This window comes from Clostridium sp. CM042 (genome assembly GCF_055080995.1).
Genome location: NZ_CM143646.1, coordinates 2,937,154 through 2,960,459, shown reverse-complemented (window position 1 = coordinate 2,960,459; position 23,306 = coordinate 2,937,154). Strand labels below are relative to the sequence as shown.

20 protein-coding genes and 1 pseudogene are annotated in these 23,306 nt (G+C 29.3%); 2 read left to right on the top strand and 19 right to left on the bottom strand.

Annotated elements, in window-relative coordinates; all coding sequences use genetic code 11:
• Window positions 1–140: 140 nt before the first annotated feature.
• The 3 genes from ACWJJ7_RS14140 to ACWJJ7_RS14130 form a co-directional block, all read right to left on the bottom strand.
• Window positions 141–533: an Rpn family recombination-promoting nuclease/putative transposase gene (locus ACWJJ7_RS14140; protein WP_462962650.1), complete on the bottom strand. Its 393-nt coding sequence runs from the start codon at window positions 531–533 to the stop codon at window positions 141–143.
• 585 nt (window positions 534–1,118) lie between these two features.
• Window positions 1,119–1,511, bottom strand: coding sequence for a hypothetical protein (locus ACWJJ7_RS14135; RefSeq protein WP_462962649.1), 393 nt, complete (start codon window positions 1,509–1,511; stop codon window positions 1,119–1,121).
• Window positions 1,512–1,593: 82 nt separating this feature from the next.
• Window positions 1,594–1,731: a sugar nucleotide-binding protein gene (locus tag ACWJJ7_RS14130; RefSeq protein WP_462962648.1), complete on the bottom strand. Its 138-nt coding sequence runs from the start codon at window positions 1,729–1,731 to the stop codon at window positions 1,594–1,596.
• A gap of 189 nt (window positions 1,732–1,920) precedes the next feature.
• On the opposite strand from ACWJJ7_RS14130, the gene ACWJJ7_RS14125 reads away from it, so the two are divergent.
• Window positions 1,921–3,243: an IS3 family transposase gene (locus ACWJJ7_RS14125; RefSeq protein WP_462961899.1), complete on the top strand. Its 1,323-nt coding sequence runs from the start codon at window positions 1,921–1,923 to the stop codon at window positions 3,241–3,243.
• Between the two features lie 64 nt (window positions 3,244–3,307).
• Here the strand turns inward: ACWJJ7_RS14125 and rfbB are convergent, their stop codons facing one another.
• From rfbB to ACWJJ7_RS14105, 4 genes and pseudogenes are all read right to left on the bottom strand, one after another.
• On the bottom strand, window positions 3,308–4,360 hold the full coding sequence (rfbB, locus tag ACWJJ7_RS14120; protein ID WP_462962647.1) for a dTDP-glucose 4,6-dehydratase: 1,053 nt from the start codon (window positions 4,358–4,360) through the stop codon (window positions 3,308–3,310).
• A 5-nt stretch (window positions 4,361–4,365) separates the two neighbouring features.
• Window positions 4,366–4,932, bottom strand: a complete 567-nt coding sequence (gene rfbC, locus ACWJJ7_RS14115; protein WP_462962646.1) for a dTDP-4-dehydrorhamnose 3,5-epimerase — start codon at window positions 4,930–4,932, stop codon at window positions 4,366–4,368.
• A 47-nt stretch (window positions 4,933–4,979) separates the two neighbouring features.
• A pseudogene (galU, locus tag ACWJJ7_RS14110) lies at window positions 4,980–5,894 on the bottom strand (UTP--glucose-1-phosphate uridylyltransferase GalU).
• Between the two features lie 310 nt (window positions 5,895–6,204).
• Window positions 6,205–6,897, bottom strand: coding sequence for an acyltransferase (locus tag ACWJJ7_RS14105; protein ID WP_462962645.1), 693 nt, complete (start codon window positions 6,895–6,897; stop codon window positions 6,205–6,207).
• 694 nt (window positions 6,898–7,591) lie between these two features.
• Between ACWJJ7_RS14105 and ACWJJ7_RS14100 the strand changes: the two genes are divergently transcribed.
• Entirely contained in the window at window positions 7,592–7,759 is a 168-nt protein-coding gene (locus ACWJJ7_RS14100) for a hypothetical protein (protein WP_462962644.1), read from the top strand.
• 22 nt (window positions 7,760–7,781) lie between these two features.
• Here ACWJJ7_RS14100 and ACWJJ7_RS14095 read toward each other — a convergent pair whose 3' ends face one another.
• The 12 genes from ACWJJ7_RS14095 to ACWJJ7_RS14040 all read right to left on the bottom strand — a co-directional run bounded on the left by ACWJJ7_RS14095 (window position 7,782) and on the right by ACWJJ7_RS14040 (window position 23,202).
• Complete coding sequence (locus ACWJJ7_RS14095; protein ID WP_462962643.1) at window positions 7,782–9,221, bottom strand: hypothetical protein; 1,440 nt, start codon at window positions 9,219–9,221, stop codon at window positions 7,782–7,784.
• A 702-nt stretch (window positions 9,222–9,923) separates the two neighbouring features.
• A complete protein-coding gene (gene murJ / locus ACWJJ7_RS14090) occupies window positions 9,924–11,423 on the bottom strand; it encodes a murein biosynthesis integral membrane protein MurJ (RefSeq protein ID WP_462962642.1) in 1,500 nt (499 codons plus the stop codon).
• Window positions 11,424–12,866 (bottom strand): O-antigen ligase family protein, encoded by a 1,443-nt coding sequence (locus ACWJJ7_RS14085; protein ID WP_462962641.1) that lies wholly within the window; start codon window positions 12,864–12,866, stop codon window positions 11,424–11,426.
• A gap of 49 nt (window positions 12,867–12,915) precedes the next feature.
• A complete protein-coding gene (locus ACWJJ7_RS14080) occupies window positions 12,916–14,034 on the bottom strand; it encodes a polysaccharide pyruvyl transferase family protein (protein ID WP_462962640.1) in 1,119 nt (372 codons plus the stop codon).
• A gap of 21 nt (window positions 14,035–14,055) precedes the next feature.
• Window positions 14,056–15,129 (bottom strand): glycosyltransferase, encoded by a 1,074-nt coding sequence (locus ACWJJ7_RS14075; RefSeq protein WP_462962639.1) that lies wholly within the window; start codon window positions 15,127–15,129, stop codon window positions 14,056–14,058.
• Window positions 15,130–15,218: 89 nt separating this feature from the next.
• Window positions 15,219–16,358: a glycosyltransferase family 4 protein gene (locus ACWJJ7_RS14070; RefSeq protein ID WP_462962638.1), complete on the bottom strand. Its 1,140-nt coding sequence runs from the start codon at window positions 16,356–16,358 to the stop codon at window positions 15,219–15,221.
• 29 nt (window positions 16,359–16,387) lie between these two features.
• Window positions 16,388–17,458, bottom strand: a complete 1,071-nt coding sequence (locus tag ACWJJ7_RS14065) for a glycosyltransferase WbsX family protein (protein ID WP_462962637.1) — start codon at window positions 17,456–17,458, stop codon at window positions 16,388–16,390.
• Window positions 17,459–17,584: 126 nt separating this feature from the next.
• On the bottom strand, window positions 17,585–18,742 hold the full coding sequence (gene cps2T, locus ACWJJ7_RS14060) for a beta 1-4 rhamnosyltransferase Cps2T (RefSeq protein ID WP_462962636.1): 1,158 nt from the start codon (window positions 18,740–18,742) through the stop codon (window positions 17,585–17,587).
• Window positions 18,743–18,766: 24 nt separating this feature from the next.
• Window positions 18,767–20,116, bottom strand: coding sequence for a UDP-glucose dehydrogenase family protein (locus tag ACWJJ7_RS14055; protein WP_462962635.1), 1,350 nt, complete (start codon window positions 20,114–20,116; stop codon window positions 18,767–18,769).
• A 58-nt stretch (window positions 20,117–20,174) separates the two neighbouring features.
• A complete protein-coding gene (rfbA, locus tag ACWJJ7_RS14050) occupies window positions 20,175–21,083 on the bottom strand; it encodes a glucose-1-phosphate thymidylyltransferase RfbA (RefSeq protein ID WP_462962634.1) in 909 nt (302 codons plus the stop codon).
• 50 nt (window positions 21,084–21,133) lie between these two features.
• Window positions 21,134–21,802 carry a sugar transferase gene (locus ACWJJ7_RS14045; RefSeq protein ID WP_462962633.1) on the bottom strand — a complete coding sequence of 223 codons (669 nt, stop codon included), beginning with the start codon at window positions 21,800–21,802 and terminating at the stop codon, window positions 21,134–21,136.
• 560 nt (window positions 21,803–22,362) lie between these two features.
• Entirely contained in the window at window positions 22,363–23,202 is an 840-nt protein-coding gene (locus tag ACWJJ7_RS14040; RefSeq protein ID WP_462962632.1) for a polysaccharide deacetylase family protein, read from the bottom strand.
• Window positions 23,203–23,306: the final 104 nt, after the last annotated feature.

Below are 23,306 nucleotides of genomic sequence, written 5' to 3'. Positions count from 1 at the left end.
ATATTTCTTTTCTAACTCCGGATCTTTAATTAAAAATAAGTATTCTAAAAAATCTACTAATGCTTAATTTGATCATTATTTTTAACTTTATCATAACTTTTTAATTCTTCTGCTAATTTTATTTTTGCCTCATATATGTCTTAATCTCTTACACCTGTTTTTAATAAACTTTTTGCCATTTTAAAAACCAATTTCAATGGGTTATTGTCATTAATTTTTCCTACATCAATAGTTTTAAAGTTATATATTAATATTTCACTTTTTATCTCAGGTAAGTTATAAACATATCTTTTATCTTTTCCTCGCTCACCTTTGTAAGTATATATTGCTGCAGCCACTATTTCTAACTCATCGTTATTTTTATACCTAAATTTATCCCATATCCTATAAAAATACCTAAACATTCTTTCTCCAAAAACTTCACGTTCACTACTATAGCTTTGTACTTCTACATGTATGAATAATATTTTGCTTCCTTTATCTTTTAATCTTACCATTCCGTTCTTTTCAGTTCTTACCTGGATACGTCTCACACGTATTCTCCAACCACCATAAGGTTGTTCCCCTTCTGCACACACGAAAATACATTGAGGTAAAAAATTTTTTTATACCCTCCCATCTGAACTAGGGATAGGGCTTATTTGTTACGAAATTTAAATACAAGGAAATTATAACCATATATGACTGAACCCGAAGTGTGGCATTACTGCCAGTGTCTCCGTCTTCACCTATGCTTCGCAACATTACATTACTGCAAAGCTGGCAGGAGTCTTAGTCAGACTCAGTATCCATAAGATATTAGGCTCTCATGCTGGTCTTGAAAATATTAGTTACCTGCAAATAACAATTACAGGTTTACAGCAGTGTCCACTCTACTACGAGGGTATTATGCTGTAATTAAGGTCGCACTTGCATCAAATGTTCCATTTTCGCCTAGACTACGCGTAGTTTGTTCACTTCGCCCGGGGGTACTTGGCGGACCTTCAGGTCGACTTGCTAATATTTAGACTTCATGCCTAATTCATTCTTAACTTTGTTGCTACTGTTTTATTCATTTCTTAGGCTACTGTCCAGATCACATTAAAAGGATTGAAAATTTAGCGAACAATTTCTGTCTGCTATTTAAAAATAACTAATGATAATTTGTCAGGATAATTTTTATTAACCTTAGACCCATATAAATCACATCTCATTGCCATAACCATATCTTTGTATAACTCATCTTGCGATTTTGTCACCTCATTGTTTGCTGACGTCATTATTTTTACAAATTCTTTCGTCGTTCTAACAACTTCTGAATTCCCAATCAAATTAATTATTTGCAAAGTATTTGCAAGTTCTTGTATCTTTCCTACATTAGCTCTATTTTCAATTAATGCTACTAAAAAATTTATATACTTCTCTTCTTTTAAACTTATTTCTTTTACTGCTCGTTCTTTCCATTTATTGTAACCAGATAATATAACAGCAGCTGCTGCACTTATTACTGCTAATATGATTTCTTTCTTCAATCTAATAATCCTCCAATACTTAATTTATAATAGTTTGCCTCAGAATATTTCTTAATATTTTCTTGTTCAAAATCATTGCATGTTACACTACTTCGTTTATGTTTGCTATATCTAAATCTGATACATCCGTAAGTATTAAATCAATGCCTTTTTTCTCTTTATATTGGTTAGCGAGTTCGCGACCTAGCTGACCATTAGCTCCTGTAATTAATATCTTCATAATTCATTCTCCTCTTTATATCTCGTTATTTTTTATAATTAAAACAATACTCCCATTATCTCTTGTGATATGCGCTTAAAATAAAACTCTCAGAGTACAATAAAATGGATCCTATATGATAGACACTAAAAAAGTCTATTCATATGGGATTTTTTTTTGTACAATTAAATTAGAAAGGTTGTGAGCATTATGAGTAAAAAAGTATTTACTAATGAACAAATTTTAGCGCTCTCAAAAAACAGATATATTAAACGAGTTAGTGAAAAAGGAATTACATATACAGATGAGTTCAAATCCTTATTTGTAGCTGAGCATATAATGGGGAAATTATCGTCTCAGATTTTTCAAGATGCAGGGTTCGATATAGAAACACTTGGTAATACTAGAATCAAGTCTTCTAGTAAGAGGTGGCGCAAGGCTTATAAGGAATCTGGCGAATTAGGCCTTAGAGATACTAGAAAATTCAGCAGTGGACGCCCACTTAAACGTGAATTAACCCTAGAAGAAATAATCACAAGAAAAGATGCTGAGATTGAATACTGGAAGGCAGAAGCAGAACTATTAAAAAAAATCGAGCTGCAAGAAAGGCAGGTGAAAAACGGTAGTTTAAGGATCTCTTCAATTTTTGCACTTATTCAGAACATTCTCTCTAAATCTAAATATAAAAATATGATTAGACATCTATGTGGTGTAATTGGAGTATCAAGATCAGGTTATTATAATTACCTAAAATCAGAATCTACACGTAATATTCGAGAACAAAGAGATTTACAATTAAGGAAAATAGTTCTTAAGGCATTTGAACATAGGGGTTACAAGAAGGGTTCACGTTCTATTAAGATGGTACTCGAGCAAGAGTTCAATTTAATTATTAATAGAAAATGTATTCAAAGAATTATGCGTAAATATAATATCAAATGTCCAATTAGGAAAGCAAATCCTTATCGTAGGATGATGAAAGCAACTCGAGAACATACTGTTGTACCAAATCTTTTAAATAGAAAATTCAAACAGGACATAGCTGGAAAGGTTTTGTTAACGGATATCACTTATATGCCATATGGAGCTTCTTGTATGGCTTATTTATCAACAATTAAAGATGCTTCTACAAACGAAATACTTTCATACCACCTGTCTAAGCGCATTACATTAGATATTGCAACGGAAACGATTGAAAGATTAATTAGACGTCATAAGAAATTATTGACTTCAGAATCGTTTATACATTCTGATCAAGGGGCTCATTATACCAGTCCCAAATTTCAAAAACTACTTAAAAAATATAAACTTGGACAGTCAATGTCTAGAAGAGGAAACTGTTGGGACAATGCCCCACAAGAATCATTTTTTGGTCATATGAAGGATGAGATTGACTATAAAAGTTGTGATACATTTACTGATTTACAGAATCTAATTGATAATTATATGGATTATTATAACAACTATAGATATCAATGGGGATTAAAAAAGTTGACTCCTGTACAATACAGAAATCAACTTTTAGTTGCATAGTCTTTTTTAAATGTCCTTGACATAGGATCCATTTTACAATCCCTAAGAGTATTATTTTTATTAATTATTTTTCATACATATTGTTATAATAATTTTGATACTCGCCTGTAGTAATATTATCCATCCACTTTTTATTGTCCAAATTCCATTTTATTGTCTTCTTTATCCCTACCTCAAAGGTAGTTTCTGGATACCACCCTAACTCATCTTTTATCTTAGTTGGATCTATTCCGTATCTCATGTCATGACCCTTTCTATCCTCAACATAGCTTATTAGTTTTTCTGTTATTTCACTATCCACATTTTCATTTAAATAACTTATAACCGTTTTAACTATTTGCATATTAGTTCTTTCGTTATGTCCACCTACATTATAAACTTCGCCTACCCTGCCATCATTTATAACCATATCTATAGCTTTGCAGTGGTCTTCAACGTATAACCAATCTCTTATATTCATTCCATCACCGTATACTGGTAAATCTTTATGACTTAAGCAGTTATTTATTAGTAATGGTATCAATTTTTCCGGGAATTGGAATGGTCCATAATTATTTGAGCATCTAGTTATGTTTACAGGCATTTTATATGTATCTGAGTATGCTTTTACCATTAAATCTGCACCTGTTTTACTTGAAGAATATGGACTATGCGGGTCTAGTGGTGTATTTTCGAGGAAGAATCCTGTTTCACCTAGTGATCCATATACTTCATCTGTAGATACCTGCATAAGCTTCTTACCTTTTTTAAAGCCACCTGGTACTTCCCATGCATTTTTAGCTGCATTTAAAATGTTTACTGTACCTAAGACATTAGTCTTAACAAATATCTCTGGTTCCTTTATACTTCTATCTACATGTGATTCTGCTGCAAAATTTACAACATAATCAATATCATTTTCTTCAAATAATTTTTCTGCTAATTCCTTGTCGCATATATCCCCTTGAACAAATTTATAATTTGGATTCTTTTCTATAGTTTTTAAATTTTCTAAATTACCTGCATAAGTTAATTTATCTAAATTTATAATTTTTATATCTGAATATTTATTTAACATATAATGCACAAAATTTGAACCTATAAATCCGGCCCCACCTGTTACTAAATAAGTTTTCATAATAATTACACCCCTTTATATTCAAATGGTATTTCTAAATCTTTTAGTTGCTTTTGTATTTTATCTTTATCTGACAATAGAATTTCCTCTATACCATCTAAAGGCCATTCTACAGCTACATCTTCATCATTCCATAATAATCCACTATCATATTTAGGTGCATAGTAATCTGTACACTTATAATTAAATACGGCCACATCTGACATAACTAAAAACCCATGAGCAAATCCTTCTGGAACATAAAACTGCTTCTTATTTTCGTCTGTAAGAATTACTCCTTCCCATTTTCCAAAGGTGGATGAACCCTTTCTTAAATCTACAGCTACATCAAATACTTTCCCCTGCGTAACACGAACCAATTTACCTTGAGTATGTTTAGTCTGAAAATGAAGCCCTCTTAAAACACCTTTTTTAGACTTTGATTCATTATCTTGAACAAACTCCATTGTAAGCCCAGCTTCAAAAAAATCATTCTTATTGTAAGTCTCTATAAAATATCCTCTATTATCACCAAAAACTTTAGGCTCAATTATGTATACACCGCTTATCTTAGTTTCTATAAAATTAAACACCAATAACTCCTCCTCTATCTATTTTATGTATATAACTTTGTTACTAACTACTTTTCATTACTGCAAGCTATTTCTTCGTATAAATCATTAAAGTTATGATCATTTTTTAAAGTCTGAAGATACTTCATGAATGGAACTTTTAAATCATCTCTTTTTAAAGCAAATTCTACTGTAGCCTCAAGAAATCCTAATTTATCACCTACATCATATCTTCTTCCTTCAAATATATATGCATACATATCTTGTTGTGAACTTAATGTCTTTAGTGCATCAGTTAACTGAATTTCTCCGCCTTTGCCAAGCTTCGTATTATCTAATATATCAAATATATCAGGTGTTATTATGTATCTACCAAGTATAGCTACATTTGATGGTGCTAAATCTACTTGTGGTTTTTCAACAAGGTTATTTACCTTGTATACTCTATCACTAATTTTAATTCCATCAGCTATGCCATATTTATTTACATTTTCCACAGCTACTTCTTGAACCCCTAAAATTGACACTTTTTTTTATTCAAAACAATCTATAAGTTGCTTTAAGCATGGAGTAGCCGCATCAACTATATCATCGCCTAGCATAACGGCAAAAGGTTCATTACCTACAAAGGCTCTTGCACAATTAATAGCATGTCCAAGTCCTTTAGGTTCCTTTTGTCTTATAAAGTGTATATTTACCATGTTTGATATATTTCTAACCTGTTTAAGAAGGTCATCCTTATGTTTGTTTTCTAGTTCTAGCTCTAATTCTACCGATTTATCAAAGTGATCTTCAATAGACCTTTTATTTCTTCCTGTAATAATTAATATTTCTTCTATACCAGATGCAACAGCTTCCTCTATAATATATTGCATTGTAGGCTTATCAACTATAGGTAACATTTCTTTAGGTTGTGCCTTTGTCGCTGGTAAAAACCTTGTTCCGAGTCCCGCTGCTGGTATAATGGCTTTTCTAACTTTCATTACAAAAATCCCCTTTATTATATTTCGGTGGTCTCCCCACGTGGCTACCGCCAAGTTTTTTTGTTTCTATTATTCTCCAAATCTCTCAACTCTTCAACCCAACTTTACATCTGCTTAATTCGCATCAGATGCCCCTTCTTCGCCTAGCTTTCGCTCGACGTTGTTCACAATTCGTTCACAACCCCTCGGTGGACTTTGGTGGACTGGAGGTCCGCCTTGCTATTTAAGAAAAAATTTAAATTAACGCAAATATCACTCGTCTGCAACCGTTTTTAGCGGTTTAGTTCTATTTCCCTATTGTGTACTAACTCTATGTTCGCTTTTTAATTATTCTAATAGGGTTGCCTACTGCTACGCTATAAGGTTCTATGTCTTTATTCACAAGAGAATTTGCCCCAATTACCGAGCCTGTGCCTACGGTAACACCATCTAAAACTACTGTTCCTCCCCCAATCCAACAATCGTCTTCTATTGTAATCCCTTTTTGAGTAGTACCTTGTTCTCTGATTGGAATATCTATTCTATCGAAATTATGATTTTGGGCATGAAATCTAATATTTTGTCCCATTATTACATCATTACCAATACTAATCCCACCAGCACAACCAAAATAGCAAAAATCACCACAACCAAAGTTATTTCCAATTTTTATACCTGTCTTGGCATTTTTGTAATGGCCTGTACATTTTATTATAGAATACTTCCCTATAGTAATATTATCTCCCATTACAACACTATTTTGCGATTCTGCATTTATTTCAACGTAATCATTTATTGTGCCATTATTCCCAATTATTATATGTCTTCTATGTTTTATATTAGTTCTTTTGCCAATGAACATTAATTTGCCACTTTTTTTGAACCAAATTTTTTTAATATATCCTCTTATTAGCCTTGTTATTTTTATAAATACAATATAACACATGTCTAATAAAGATATGTGGCTATATGATATAATATATTTTTTCTTTATTCTTGATGTTATTATTGTGAATCCACGCATAAAATCAACTCCCCACTTATCTTTATTATAAACACTAGGAAAAATTCTTACAATTTTTCTTTATAAATTTAATAGCATTCAATCGGCTAGAATAAACCCATTATAATGCTAGTTCCATCTTGTACACTTACAACTTCAACAAGATCATGCGCCTAAGATGTGCCTGTCGCAACTCTAAGATACCAAAACATCAAAATCAATTTACTCAACATGGTTGTCACTAATAATTTTAAAATCTTGTGCCAACGCCGTTTCTATTCATTAAACGGTCGCCATATATCATATAATTCATAAATATATGGAGTTTTGAACTCGAAAATAGTAGCGTAGAATTTTTTAACAGTATCAGTACTATTAGTTAAATATTTATCATCATCCTTTATATACCCATTCATTTGTTTGATTTATACAACTAAAAATATAAAGAATTAGTTTTTCTCTAAAGGCTGTCAAAACCACGGGACTACTACCAAAGCCACAATTGATATTTACAATGTCTGGGGATTTACCAATTAGAAAGAGGCAATAATTACAAATATATATAGCATAAAAGTCAATGCTGCACCTTTACCTATAATTTTTTAGCTTTTAGTTAATAGTTCCATAGTAATTGACCAAACCTTAACATTTATGTGAATTGTGTAATATAAATAATCTTTATGTGGTACCAGTAAATTTTAAATACAATGCGACCATGTTACAAATATTAGACATTACCGAAGGCGATGTGTTTAAGAATTCAGGCAAGTCATACAGTCCTATAGTAAAAACAACCATACCAGATACTACTGATAATCCATTTCAGTTAGAAACAAACAGGTTAAATCTGTGTGTTAATTTTAGCAAATGGTACTACTTATGAAGCTGAAGATGTAAGTATTACTTTATTTATAACTCTTTCTCTTTTTATTACACAACAAGCATCCAATAGAACATATAAAAAAAAGAAAAGAAATATATGCTTTCCAGTTCTTTATAAAATGAGCTTGTTTTAAAAATATGTAGTTGTCATGTACTTTATATCCATTGGGAACATCTCCATTTAAAATAACATTTGAACATATAATTCCCTGTCTAGGATTATAGAATATATTATTTGTAACAGTTATATCATTACTAGGAGCTTCCATCATTTGTATGTATAATGACGACGCAGAATTTTTATCAGGTCTTACTGAATAACTCCATCCATACCCAGCATTAATAGATATGTTATCTTTATAAATACAATTGAAAAACCCCGTATTAGCCAATGAGCCTTTCGTCCACACTTCAAAAGATTGGTTATTGTCCCAATCTATATTATTACTATATTTTATATTTGTGAATCCATTCCATCCTATTGGACCTTGCATTGTGAAAGCTACATCATAGCAACCATATATATTATTATGCTCAACCAATGTGTCCTTTGCAGAACTCCAAAGCTGAATTCCATTTCCATACCGGGTTGTTCCTTTCAAGATTGAACCACCAATTTCATGTATATTGCAATTGCCAACATATGCATTACTAGGAGTGCCATCAACCCCATGCCCACCACTACCACATAATTCCAAATTCACAATTTTAATCGAGTTTTTCAGTTTAACTATATTCCCTTTCGGAGCAACTTTTATATCATTGGCTAAAGACGTTGGATTTTGGGCTGAGTACACGTATAAATATTGTGCATTATCTGAATAAAAATCCCACTGTTTTGATAATTCTGTTTTTGACCATTTTTTAAATGGTTTTATAACATTATCAACCTTTAAAAATCCAATGTTTACATTGATAGATGTAATGTTTCCGGTAAATTTACTAACATCCGACAAATCAATTTTCCACACATTTGTTGAGTCTTGTATCCATGATGTTGATATATTTAACATTTTATATAAAGATACTACTGGTTTTTTACCTATTCCATATGAACTTATTGTTACTTTCGAACTAATTGGTACTAAAGAAGGTGGAATAATATTTCCATAAAAAGTATCTCCACATCTCAAATATACGTAATCATCAGGTAATAACGAACTTATTTTGCTCAAAGATGCCCAAGGGGAAGTGATGCTTCCATCATTATTATCATTACCCTTATTACTTAAATAGTACTTACGCATATTACTCTTCCTATTTCTGATGGAACCTTTTTCACCTTCTAAATTTTTAAAGGCATAAGCTTTCCTTCCGCTACTATTATCAACACCATAAGTTGAGCCATCAAAACTAATGCTGGAATTAGATCTATAAAATAAATAAATTACTGAGCATAGTAAAAGAATTGCTAAAGAAAGCATGATAAAACAAAAAAAAAATTTTTTAAAAAAAGTTTTCATAAATAGTCAATCCCCTTATTTTTTGAATTTACTTATGATTATAAATCTAATAATAAGCGCACTAATTTAGATTAAATATGAGTGTTACATTATACATTTTTTTCGCATGACGGTCTTGAAAAAAGTAAAATTTGTAGCCTATTATATCTAAATATCAGCGTATTTAATAAATTATTGCTATGAATAGTTAATAGCGTTTATAATAATTAAAAAACTCTTTACAAAAACAACACTAAGAAAAATTTACGAGAAAAGATAAGTTAATAAATGATGTAAGAGATATTCACAGCAATAAATATTCAATAAAAACAATTGTTATAAAATCAGTATGTCCAGACGAATAGTTAGTAAATACTTAAACAAAACAATCTTCTTTAAACAATAAATATATTAATTCTTAAGTTTGTCGAGTAGGTACGGAGCCTTATGATATTTGTAGTAAACTTTTCACATAGGACAAACGTAAACGTTACTCATCATTCATGGCCAATAATCTATCAAATACTAAAATATTCATATTTAATATCTTGCAAATTTGGCTTTTCCCAGACCCATTGACAATCTGGTGTTAGTATAGTATTGCATACTCAAAAACTCAAGTGGTAAAATTAATAGTTGTAGGAAATCAAGTGAACAACTGTGACTCACTTGCTCCATGATAAATTTTTAGTGTTTATATATTAATAATTCTACAACATACTTCTACAATTTTATATTTATTACTTTACTTCTAAGCATCCATAGCAATAATATATATAATAAAATAATAATAATACCATAAAAAAATATTACTACTATAGGCTGATTAATTAAAAAATAGTTTTTTAGCAACATCATTAATCCTATTGTTATTATGCATACTAAGATAATTTTAAGATTTTCTATAATTACATATTGTTTATCAATATAAAAACCATATTGTTTCCTAAATCTTATAAGTATAGAAGTCAATGAAAAAATAGAAGCAATAACTGTTCCTAAAACAACACCATAGACCCCGATGAACTTTGATAAAATAATGCTTACGATAACATTTACTATACTCGCAGAAAAACTATTCTTAAATGTAGCTTTAGTATTACCTTTTGCATAAAAGTATCTGTATATAACATCTCTCATAACATTTATAGGCATTCCAATAATATAAATAAATGAACAAATATAAACCATGTTTGTAATAGAATTATTAAATTGTCCTCTTTGATATAATAACTCTATTCCTTCTTTACCTACAATTACAAACCCCACTACCATTAAGCACATAATCGCATTAAACAATGTTAAATAATCAAATAAACCTTTCTGACCATTATCTTCATCTATCTGCTTTGTAATTTTAGGATATATATATATCATAACATTACCAACCAGTAACATGTTAATCATTGACATAATTGTGTTAGAATAACTAAGTATTGATATTTGACCTTGACCTAATCCTGATGAAATCATTGAATCTATTAATAGTGATATTTGATATACCCCGGAACTAAACATTGTAGGTAAAAATATTTTCAACATTCTGCTTAATTCCTTATCCTTAAAGTCTATAATTGGTATATATCTAAATCCTGATTTATGTGCGAGATAATATTGTATTACTACATTTATACCCATAGTAATAAGTATGTAAAAGGCGTACTCATATATTGTCAAATTTTTATTAATTAATACTAGTAACATTAATAATGATGTTGTTCCTAAAGTTATATATTTGGGAATATTAAATTTTCCATTACATTGAAATACAGCATTAGTTACACCCAAAAAAGTATTAAAAAATTGACTCACTAATGTTATTAGCATAATATTGCACGTAATTTCAATAAACTCTAAAGACCCTGAACTAAATGATGAAATTATATACCTTTTTCCTATAAATATAAAGAATACACATAATAATGCTACACCATATAAAACAGTTATAAAATTATTTATTGATTTGCTATCCTTTTTACTTATAATAGCTGGAATTAGTACAGTTGTAACTCCAGCTCCGATAAAGCTAAATGTAAAGGTTCCAATACTATTAGCAAAATTAAATGAATCCATCTGAACTGTAGTCCCAAAAGTAGATGCTACCATTGAAGCTTTTATCAATATTACCGCTTGTGTAATTATTGTTAACAGTATCATTGTTATTAGTTGCACAAAGGCTTGTCTATTTCTGTGTAACGGTATTTTATCTTCAACTCTGTTCAATTAATTACCCCCAAACTTTTCCGACCTAAACTTGTAATAGTATTGATTAATAAAGGCTATTGTTATAATTAACATAATAAAACTTCTTATTTTTAGCCCTCCCCACCCTTGCGCACTATATATACAATAGTATACTAGATTTAAGGCTAATCCTATCATAACTTTATTATTTTCACTTCTATTTTCTTTACTAAACTTATAGCAATGCTTAAAAGTATTAACTAGTATACTGATAAAAATACTTAATCCCACCGCTCCAATTTCAACAAAATATAACAGGAATCCATTATGGATTGGATTATTCAAAAAGAAATTAGTATAAAATATACCCGGAAAATCTCTATACGTTAAATCCAAATAATTATTAATACCAGCTCCCCAAATAGGATTTTGTTTAATATAAAAAATTGCAAGCTCATTATGTTGATCTCTATTATTTACTTGCTGTGATATGTCTGAGTTTACAAATCTATTCACAAGGATTACTATCTCTTTTTCAGTGACAGCTAAAATGATGATAAAAAGCAGAAGTGCACACCATAAGACTAATGTTTCCTTTAGTGTTATTTTCCTTATCTCTGTAAAAAAATAAATTATATACATTAATATCATAAAAGCAATTGTTGTTCTTCCGAATGTTAACAATATTGTTAATGTTGAACATATTAAACCAATCATTCTTACTTTTTTATTTATTGTTTTATCAAACAACAATAACCCCAATATCATACATCCATAAAATCCCAATGGTCCTGGATGCTCTAAAGTTCCACTCATACCTTTTTCCAATCCTACTGTGTTTTCTCTAAATACGTTTGATGATTCTCCTAAAAATCCAAGTCCAACAGGCCCTCCAATGACAATTTGTATTATCCCAATTAAGAATTGAATACATATGCTACCTACCAAAGCTTTTATTATTATATTCTTATAAAGTTTTAGATCACAAATCTGCGAAATATATATATATATTATAGTCATCTGCAAGTATCTTAAGGAATCAAATATTGCCGCTTTAAAATTTACTGAATAAATAGAGCTTGAAAAACATATAATATTAAATAAGAAAAGCAGAATTATATCTATTTGCAGCCTTAATTTTTTTCTATTGTTAATAATTAAAATTAAAAACGCCAACACAAACAATTGAATAACATTAAATACATAATATGGTCTTGTGATCATATGATAATCATTACTTATTCTCTTAAATTCATAATCCATAAAAAGCGGTATACAAAAAAAGAACAATGCTACTATCAAATTCTGGATCTTAAACTTCATAAGTATTAATAATATAAAGCTCAATAATAATACTACTAATATCCCAATATATATGTTTTTATCAAAATATAAGAAACAACTAGTAATTAAACTTAGTAGTAACGCACCAATCAGCCCAACCAGTATTTCTGGAGACAGTTTTCTATTTATAAATCTCATTTGTTCCTCACCTCTTTTATTTATACGCTAAGATTACATAATCATCCTTTTATTTCTTGCTCGATTTTATAAGGTAGGATTTTAAATGTTCTATATTTTCTTGGGATTGAATAACTTTGCTTCGTATATCTTCATCCCTTATAGCGTACAATTTTTGTTTACAAATTAATTTTAAAGATTCAACACTTAATTCGTCAACATTAATATAATCTTTATCTTTTCCTATACTTTTTAAAAATTCATCTATTTTCAAGCTGTAACTTATTCCAATAGTTTTAATGTTTGCAATTTCTGATACAAATATGCCATGTAATCTAGCTGATATATTAATATTACAAGATAAAATTATATTCACTTTTTCTATAGGTGTTAAATCTGGTTTATATATTATATTCGATGAATTATCATATTCCCTTAATTTATCAAATATAAATTTATTTTTTGCCTTATCTCTTCTATCATCTAATGGCAATATGACTATTTCAGTGTTAAAGTCTTCTGCCAACATAGTTCTTAAAAAATCTATTAATTTATTTATTAAACTTATTTCTTCTTCTTTTGATTTATAATTCATCAGATCACGCCAAGATACTACTATCTTTCTATTTCTTGATACGCTTTCTTCTTTATGTGATTTATTCTTAATAAATTTATTTACAAATAAATATGCTAGGTCTTCTGTAAAAAAAACATCTTTTTTATTGCCTTTAATATTGCAAATATAGTCATATGATTTTTTATCTCTCAATGATATAAAACTACAGTTCTTAACCAAATACGTAGTCTTGTCAATCCTATCCTTTAATGATAGTTGTCCAACCCCTACTCCTACGTACCCAAAATTTACTCCAAGTTTTTTAGCTAACTTCATAAAGTAATAAAATCCATCACCATCTTGATCTGTAAAACAAGTTCCACCAACCCATAATAGCATATCGTATTTAACTAATGATAATTTAAATATTATTCGAGAAAGTTTGTTTAATTTTTCAAAATTAATTATTTTAATGCTACTATCTAATTCGATCTCTAAATCTTTTCCAAACATTTTTAAAATACTAATTTCGACATCTTTATAGTCTTTTTCTATTTCTTTGCAAAAAACTTCTAACATTATATCATCACCAAAATTACCAGCCCCATAATATCCAGTTACTAATATCTTCATGTTAACTCTCCATCCCAAGTCTTATTTTATTGTTTCATATACTTTCTTATATTTTTTACTTATTATTTCTATATCATTTTCTTTTTCCATCAATTGTTTTAAATTTCTCCCCTTGTTACTAAATTTTTCATAATCACTTTTAAAATCTGCATAACTCTTTTCTATGTTTTTATATAACATTTCTATGTGTTCTTCTTTATTTGTGTAAAAATATGAGTACACTAATTCATTATTGATAACTTCCTTTATTGTTCCAATTTCAGGAGCTATCACTGTCTTTCCTAATGAAAATGCTAAAATTATAGTTCCAGCATTTAAACTACTTTTTAAATCATACGGTAAAACAATAATATCACTTGACATAATTAAAGATGTCAACTTATCATCTTCGATAAATTCAAAAAATAAGATAAATCGTTTATCATTTCCAATCATTTTCTTTATATGATTTGCATACTCCATATCAAATGGATTACCTGCAATTATAAATTTTATTTTTTTAGTTTTACTTATTTTCTTACTTGCTTCTACAATTAAGTCGATATTTTTATATGGTCTAATTAATCCAATAAATAAATAAACCATTTCATCTTCTAATATATTCATTTTACTTCTATAATTAATGTTTTTATCTGTGTATGCTCCAATATAATTAGGATGAGGAATAAATGAAATTTTACTCTTATCTATTTTAGAATTTAGATTTTTTAAAAGTTTAATTGTTTCTCTACTATGTATTATTATAGCATCAGATTTGTTAATAAGTTTTTTCATGATTTTAATACAATAGTTGGTATTTTTAGTATCATGAGGTACCTTATTATGAACTGTCCATATAATTTTAATTTTATTAAATTTGAAATACTCTATGATAAAAATTTTTTTAATATACATTAAATATAAAATAATTTTATTATTTGAAGGAAATAATTCATACCAATTAAAATTCACTATATCATATTTATTTTTTAATACATTTTTCTTTGTAAATGGATCTACTATTATATTATTTTTCCTTATTGCCTCTATAATAATTGATGTATACTTATTTTTCTTGTTCACACCTGGATAATATAATGTTCTTATATCCTTCATTCTATTTCACTCCTACATTTTTGCAATATTATTTTAAACTACTACAGTATTGATAGTGTTGATATTTCATATTGCCTTCAAAAATACATTTAATTTATTGATTGATACAATTTTAATATTTCATTCGCATTATTATCAGCTGTAAACTTAGTACTTGCGAATTCAAACGCATTTACTCCCAATTTTCTAAGCAATATTTTATCTTCAAGCAGCAATTCTATTTTATTTGCTAAATCTATACAATTCCCTTGGCTATAGAGGAATCCATTATATCCTTCCTCTATAAGCTCTACTGTCCCACCAGTATTTGCACCTATAACTGGATTCATACTTAACATAGATTCTATTGTCACCCTACCAAAGGCTTCACATCTAGAGCAGACCAACTCAATGTCCATTTTTTTTCTTATGCTATTTAAATCATGGATCTGGCCGCAAAACTCAACATACTTATTTAGGCTAAAGCTTGAAACTAGTTTTTTAAGTTCTTCATCTTTACCTGTGCCTACTATATACAATCGTATATTTTTATTTCCTCTATCAACTAATTCATTAACAGCTAATATAGCATCCTTTTGCCCTTTTGCTTCTTCAAGTCTACCAGCTATTATCATATTAAATTCTTCCGATTTTCTAGTTGATTTCTTTTGAATATAACTCTCACTCAATCCGTTATATATAATTTTGCATTTTTTAGAATCAAAATATTTAATATATTTATTAGCAATTGCATTTGATATAAAAATAATTTTCGAAGAATTTTTATTTATAAACGCTAAACACTTTTTCTCTGGATAGACAAATTCCATATTAAAATCTTCTTTCCCAAATTCCCTAATATGCCATACATGTTTTATATTACACATTTTCGATAATATTCCACCAATATTTATTGCACTTGAATTCGTATGTATTATATCAATATGGTATTTTTTTACACTATTTGATATTTTTAATGCACTTATATAATTAACCGCACCTAGAATACCTAGTACAATTTTTTTCATATACCATTTAATATCTCCACAATTTTTGCAAGCCATCCAGCGAAAATACGGAGCATAAATAAAATCTATTTTTTTTCTTATTAATTCATTCACGAATAATCCTTTTTTATATGAAGTCAAAACTAGAACCTTATTCGATTTACTAATTCTATCAATTATACCTAATAATGATAAACTTGCACCATTCATATCTTTTTCATGAGCAACAAATAAAATATTCAAAACATCATCCCTTCAAAATTATATCTTCGTTATTTGCCAACTATTGTTCCTAACTCTTCTAAATACTTGTATCCATTTTTCTTATCAGGTTCTAAATACGTTCCTTCTGCCCATTCGTTCCAAGCATTAAAAAACACAAACTCACTATTCATTTGTTTTGCTATATCATATTGTTTAGTGAAATATTGTCCGAATTTATTAGAATCAGCGCCTGCTAATATCATAGCCCTTCTTCCCCACCTAGAAGAATTATCCCAATCAGCAAATCCACCAATATATGTCTTTTTACTATTTCTTCTTTTCTTTGCTAAAATTCTTTTCCATATACAATCATATGAAATTTTATCGTATACATTAATATTATGTTTATTCATTCTTTTAATACATAATCTTAACGCTTGCTTCAATATTGGTAATTCATGCCTTATTGTATGCATAGGTTCCATTTCTGCCTGTGCATTAGAATTTTTTAAACATGATTCCTTTTGATGGCCTGACAATGTCTCTATGATGTATATTCCATCAAATCCAATTTCCTTTGCTCTCTCATTCCAGTAAGCTATCATTTGTTCGCAATTTTTAATACTGTTGGTTCTATATAATAAAAAAACTGGTTTATTTTCTTTCTTTATATACCTGTCATCTTTAAAAAATTTAATTAAATACTGAAAATGCTCTTCCCACTCTTTTTCCCCACCATATTTCTGAGCCATTATTACCTCTTTTTCTCTTCCATCCCAATTTCTGCTCCAAGGTTCATTTGCCCATGACATACAGAATGGTAATTTTATATTAGAATTTTCAATCATATTCTCTAGAGGTTTTTCCAATAATAGCTTACCATTAAACCAATAATGATAATAACAAAATCCATATACTCCATATTCATTGGCTAGTTCAGCTTGCCATTCTTGAGTTTTCTTATCTAGCAGGCAATAGTAATTGTTATTTAATGGTTCTCTTGGTTGATAATGACCTTTGAACAATGGTTTAGATTTAGAAGTATTACTCCATTCAGTAAATCCTTTACCCCACCACTCATCATTTTCAGGTATTGCATGAAATTGAGGCAAATAAAATGCTATTATCTTAGGTTCCATATATATTACTCCTTGTGTTATCTTTATTACTGATACTATAACAGTGAATTTTCATTGTATAACATATTATTGTTGTTTTTACGATTCTATTGAAAATGCCCATAAAATATTCACTTTATTTTTTCTTTAATATTCACTAAATAATTTTTCATAATCATTAACTATTTTCTCCCAAGTATATTCCTTCGCAATCCTATCTTTAGCTAACTCGCCAAGATTCGTAACAGCAATTTCATCATATACTTCTAAAACATTTATTAATCCTGCTAGATTTTCACTTTCCTTATTAAAATACACCGCTCCATCCATGCCGACTTCTCTATTAAATCCAACATCTAAAAGCAAATTTAAATCTGTTGTCGCTAGCGCTTCTAAAAGTGAAGGGTTAGTCCCACCAACCTCATGCCCATGCATATAACCATATGCACCTTCTCTAATCTTCTTTAATAATTCTTGATTATAAACAGTTCCAACAAACTTTATTCTTGAGTCTTTGTCAAAATTAGTTTTTTCCCTTAATTGGTTATAAAATTTATTCTTTTGAATATTCGTTATTAAAACAAAATCCTTATTTGTTTTTGATTTCATAAATTCAGTTATCATAGTTTCATAGTTGTTTTCCGGTACAAATCTACCTACAACTAGATAATATTCCTTCTCGCTAACATTTTTTTCTTTATACCATTTAATCAAAGTATTATCATCATCTGCTAATTTTGATTTTTCAGTATCAGCTCCATATGCTATAAATGTTGTTTTTGGATTGTACTGTTTATAATCTTCTTGTATATATTCGTCTATATTCTTTGAATCACATATTAATAGATCTGCATGCTTAACCATATATTTTTCCGAAATCCTCCAATATTTTCTTATGGCTTTGTTCCACTTTGCTCTTTTCCATTCATGCCCATCCGGATTAACAATTAAAGTGCCACCTAATTTTTCTAACTTCTTCTTATAATGTCCGACAAATGGACCTATTCTACAAGCTAAAATATATATTATAGAATTATTAATATTATTTTCTTTTATGTATTTAATACTTTCTTTTAATGCTGCTATATCATAATAAATTGCTTTAGCTGCACCAATATTAGGTACTTTTACATTAAAGCACCTAGCGCCATTATATTTAAAGTCTTTATCATTATCTGCTAAGCAAGAAACATGATATTTTATTTCCTTACTTTTTTGTCCTTGTGTTAGTTTTTCAACAAACGTCTCAAATCCACCATATTTTGCTGGTATTCCTTTTGATCCTATAATAAACACGTGTTTCATTTTCTAATCCCCTTATGTGTTACCCTATCGTATAGTCGCTGCCACTTCGCTTTTAGCAGTTTCAGCTAAGTTTAAAACAGTCTTTCTCCCAACAGAATAATATTCTATTGATTCTTTCTCTGCTAAACTAATTTTGTAACAATTTCTTCCATCAAATATAACTGGAGTGTTCATTAATTCTACATATATATTTAAATCTAAAGATTTAATTTCATTCCATTCTGTAAATATAAATGCTACATCTGCATCTTTTAAAGTTTCTTCTGGAGTTTCCACATATGTAATCTCAGTTGGAAATAGTTTTTTAAAGTTTTCTTCTCCTACTGGATCATATGCCACAATTTCTACGCCTTCTTCTAATAATCTTCTTACATTAGGTATAGATGGTGCTTCCCTCAAATCATCTGTGCCTGGTTTAAATGTTAGTCCTAAAACAGCAACCTTCATTCCTTTTAAATTGCCAAATCTCTGTTTAGCTTTTCTAAATAATTTATATTTTTGATTTTCATTTACCTCTATTGTTGCCTTTATAGTTTTTAACTCATATTCATTATCATTAGCTAACCAATGAAGGGCCTTTGTATCTTTTGGAAAACAAGATCCACCATAGCCTAATCCTGCATTTAAGAATTTTTCTCCTATTCTTGGATCATAAGACATACCCTTTGTTACATCCTCTATATCTGCACCAACAATTTCGCAGAAATTTGCTATTTCATTTACAAATGATATCTTTAATGCTAGAAAGTCATTTGATGCATACTTTATCATTTCTGCACTTCTTCTATTGGTCACAACTATAGGTTGATTATATCTCTTATACACTTCTTTCAAAGTATCCCTAGCTGCATCTGATTCAACACCTATTACTATTCTATTAGCATACAATGTATCCTTAACTGCTGTCCCTTGAGCTAAAAACTCTGGATTAGAAGCCACTTCTATGTGAACATCATTTCTCAAATGTTCCTCTAAGAATTCTTCTATTTTATCATTAGTTCCTATTGGAACTGTAGACTTAACAACTACCAAACAATCTTTCTCTACATTTTGCGCTATTTGCTCTGCAACGGCATATACATAATCCAAGTTAGCTGAACCATCTTCTCTTTCTGGAGTACCTACTCCAATAAAGATTACATCTGCATCTTTATATGCTGATTTATAATCAATTGTAAACTTCAATCTGCCTTCGTCATAATTTTTTTTAAGTAGCTCCTCTAATCCAGGTTCATATATTGGCGATATTCCCTTTTTCATTAACTCTATCTTCTCTTTATTTGTGTCAACACAAGTTACATTGTGGCCTAAATGCGATAAACATACACCTGTAACTAATCCAACATATCCTGTTCCTGCTACTACAATTTCCATGATTATCTCCTCTTTCACACCTGCTTTAATGTGTTTTTATAGTTATAAAGTTCTATTATTATAATATTGTTGCTGCCGCTTCATTAGAGGATACATCTTGCTCTTCAATAGTTACTATATTGACCAAATACTTTCCATACTCAGTCTTCAATAGTGGCTCTGCCAAATTTAATACCTGTGCCCTATCTATAAAACCTTTTCTATAAGCTATTTCTTCAATACATGCTACATATAGACCTTGTCTTGTTTGAATAGCTTCAACAAAGTTTGATGCATCTAATAAGGCTCTATGTGTTCCTGTATCCAGCCAAGCCATACCTCTTCCAAACAATTCAACTTTTAATTTTCCTCTTTTTAAATATTCATTATTCACCGCAGTAATTTCAATTTCTCCTCTTGCAGATGGTTTAACATTCTTAGCTATTTCTACTACATCATTATCATAGAAATAAAGCCCCGGCACAGCATAATTTGATTTTGGATTCTGTGGTTTTTCTTCTATAGACATAACATTATTATTTTCATCGAATACAACCACTCCAAATTCCTTTGGGTTACTTACGTGATATCCAAATATAGTGGCTTCTTCTCTTTCAACAGTCTTTTGAAGTCTTTCTGAAAAGCCATATCCATAAAATATATTATCCCCAAGTACTAAAGCTACTTTATCAGTTCCTATAAATTTTTCTCCTATTATAAACGCTTCTGCAAGTCCTTTTGGTTCTTTTTGAATTGCATATTGTATGTTAATTCCTATTTGACTTCCATCACCTAATAGTTCTTCAAAACCTACAGTATCTCTTGGAGTTGATATTATTAATATCTCTCTTATCCCCGCAAGCATTAAAACCGATAATGGATAGTATATCATCGGTTTATCATATACAGGCAATATCTGTTTTGATACTGATTTAGTTACAGGATACAACCTTGTTCCTGATCCACCAGCTAAAATAATACCTTTCATAATTTTCATTCTCCTTGCTAAACATTTATTTTTAATTCCTACTATTTTAATTAACTCGCAGTCTTATCTCCAAACAACACTCCCACCGTCTTAAATATAAGACCCAAATCAACTAAAGTATTTCTATCCCCTAAATACTCAACATCCATCTCCATCCATTCTTCAAACCCAACCTCACTTCTCCCTCTTACCTGCCAGTAACAAGTTAAACCTGGTTTTGCAATTAATCTTAGTTTTTGGAAACATGTAAATTGCACTACTTCTTTAGGCAGACTTGGCCTTGGTCCCACAAGTGACATGTCTCCCTTTAATATATTAAATAGCTGAGGTAACTCATCTATACTTGTCTTTCTTATAAATTTTCCTATTTTAGTTACTCTTGGATCTTCTTTTATCTTAAACATAGGTCCTGACATTTCATTATCTTCTTGAAGCTTGTCCAGAAGACATTCCGCACCTGAACACATAGACCTAAACTTATACATCCTAAACTCTTTGCCATCTTGGCCAACTCGATTCTGGGTAAAAAAAACAGGTCCATTTGAATCTAATTTTATCCAAATCCCAACAACGATCATCACCGGACTTAGAAGTATTATCCCACATAAAGCACCTATAATATCAATTATTCTTTTGATTATAAAATATCCTACGTTTTTGTCATACTCGCGGACAATCTCCACCTGTTTTGTTGTTGAATTTCTTTCCAACTGTTGCATTTATGCCCCCCCTTTTAGTATGAAAATCTTACCCCCACTAATTTACACCAAACCTCAAATTTCTATAAAATTTTCAATTTTTTAATTTTATTTTTTGTGATTTTTTTGTAAAGTCTTTTAGCTTCATTGTATAACTTAGAAAATTTTATTGCAAATGTTTAATTTATCAATATAGTGTATTAATAACCACATACTCAAGGATACATCAAATCCTTAATGATTTTATTATTTTTAAAAAATATGTATAACTTTAAAGTCTTATATATCAAGGCTTAATAATTATACATCTATCGACATAATACGATTTTTTATAATTTGTTTACATCGTATACATAGTAAAAAACGATTCTTTTTTCTAATTAATTTTATATAATTAAAAAACTACTTTATTTAATTTTAATCCATTTGATAACAACCTTATAATTCCACGCAAAAAAATCAGAAACCTAATAGCTTCTGATTCTTATGTCTTTGTAAAATTTTATTTTCTTTTTCACATTGTGATTATGAGTTTTTTGTTGTAAGTTCGTTCACAAATAACGAAGGGTTAATCTTTGTTGCTATTGAGCTATATGTTTATAACTAGGATTAGAGATTCCAGTTTTAAAATCATTCATATCCCGAAATAAACCTGTATTTATCCTGTGTAAAGAAAACATTCCATCATTTTTAGAGGACCAACCAGACCGCTTATCATCAATGGTGAAAGCCATTGTGTAACCAGCTTCTTTTACAGCCTCAATGGCACTTTCGTTGTACCCACCACCAGGGTAGGCAAAGAAGTTTATTTCTTTATTAAATATTTTTTCTAAATCTTTTTTAGATTGAATTAATGTTTTTAGTTGCTTATCCTTAGAAAGCAATTCTAACCTATCATGATTTACGGTATGCCCCTCTATATCAATTCCATATTTTTGCATTTCCGAAAGTTGTTTAGATGTCATAAATTTAGGATCTTTATCAATATGAGAAGTAATAACAAAAATTGTTGCTTTAAAATTATATTCTTTTAAAACCGGGAACACAGCAGTATAATTATCTTCATAGCCATCATCAAAAGTAAGTACTACAGATTTTTCAGGTATTGGCTTCTGATTCATAAAATACTTATATAAATCCGTAAGCGTTATAATCTGGTAATCGTTATCTTTTAGATATTTCATTTGCTCCTTAAACGTATCAATAGGAAGAGAATTGGAATTACGTTTTCCGGAGGTAATTGAGTGATACATTAGTACTGGAATACTTTTACCATAAGGTTTATTGACTGGATCCGCTTTTTCTGTTATGGGCATAGTCTTTGTTATAGGTTTTGGAATGGGTTTTGAAATAGGTCTTGAACATCCAAAGATAGAGATTAAAAAAATTAATATAAATATTAAAGATAAATTTTTTTTCATATCAGCCTCCTAAACCGATTTACATTATCAATTATTATTTGCAATGTATAAAAAATTATACCTAGATTGGTTTAGGAGAGTATAGAGAGTAGTAGAAATAAAAT

Coding starts and splice junctions, on each gene's coding strand:
- ACWJJ7_RS14130 (WP_462962648.1), bottom strand. CDS start 1,731: ATGAAGATATTAATTACAGGAGCTAATGGTCAGCTAGGTCGCGAACTC.
- ACWJJ7_RS14125 (WP_462961899.1), top strand. CDS start 1,921: ATGAGTAAAAAAGTATTTACTAATGAACAAATTTTAGCGCTCTCAAAA.
- rfbB (WP_462962647.1), bottom strand. CDS start 4,360: ATGAAAACTTATTTAGTAACAGGTGGGGCCGGATTTATAGGTTCAAAT.
- ACWJJ7_RS14105 (WP_462962645.1), bottom strand. CDS start 6,897: ATGCGTGGATTCACAATAATAACATCAAGAATAAAGAAAAAATATATT.
- ACWJJ7_RS14100 (WP_462962644.1), top strand. CDS start 7,592: ATGTTACAAATATTAGACATTACCGAAGGCGATGTGTTTAAGAATTCA.
- ACWJJ7_RS14095 (WP_462962643.1), bottom strand. CDS start 9,221: ATGAAAACTTTTTTTAAAAAATTTTTTTTTTGTTTTATCATGCTTTCT.
- ACWJJ7_RS14085 (WP_462962641.1), bottom strand. CDS start 12,866: ATGAGATTTATAAATAGAAAACTGTCTCCAGAAATACTGGTTGGGCTG.
- ACWJJ7_RS14080 (WP_462962640.1), bottom strand. CDS start 14,034: ATGAAGATATTAGTAACTGGATATTATGGGGCTGGTAATTTTGGTGAT.
- ACWJJ7_RS14075 (WP_462962639.1), bottom strand. CDS start 15,129: ATGAAGGATATAAGAACATTATATTATCCAGGTGTGAACAAGAAAAAT.
- ACWJJ7_RS14065 (WP_462962637.1), bottom strand. CDS start 17,458: ATGGAACCTAAGATAATAGCATTTTATTTGCCTCAATTTCATGCAATA.
- cps2T (WP_462962636.1), bottom strand. CDS start 18,742: ATGAAACACGTGTTTATTATAGGATCAAAAGGAATACCAGCAAAATAT.
- ACWJJ7_RS14055 (WP_462962635.1), bottom strand. CDS start 20,116: ATGGAAATTGTAGTAGCAGGAACAGGATATGTTGGATTAGTTACAGGT.
- rfbA (WP_462962634.1), bottom strand. CDS start 21,083: ATGAAAGGTATTATTTTAGCTGGTGGATCAGGAACAAGGTTGTATCCT.
- ACWJJ7_RS14045 (WP_462962633.1), bottom strand. CDS start 21,802: ATGCAACAGTTGGAAAGAAATTCAACAACAAAACAGGTGGAGATTGTC.
- ACWJJ7_RS14040 (WP_462962632.1), bottom strand. CDS start 23,202: ATGAAAAAAAATTTATCTTTAATATTTATATTAATTTTTTTAATCTCT.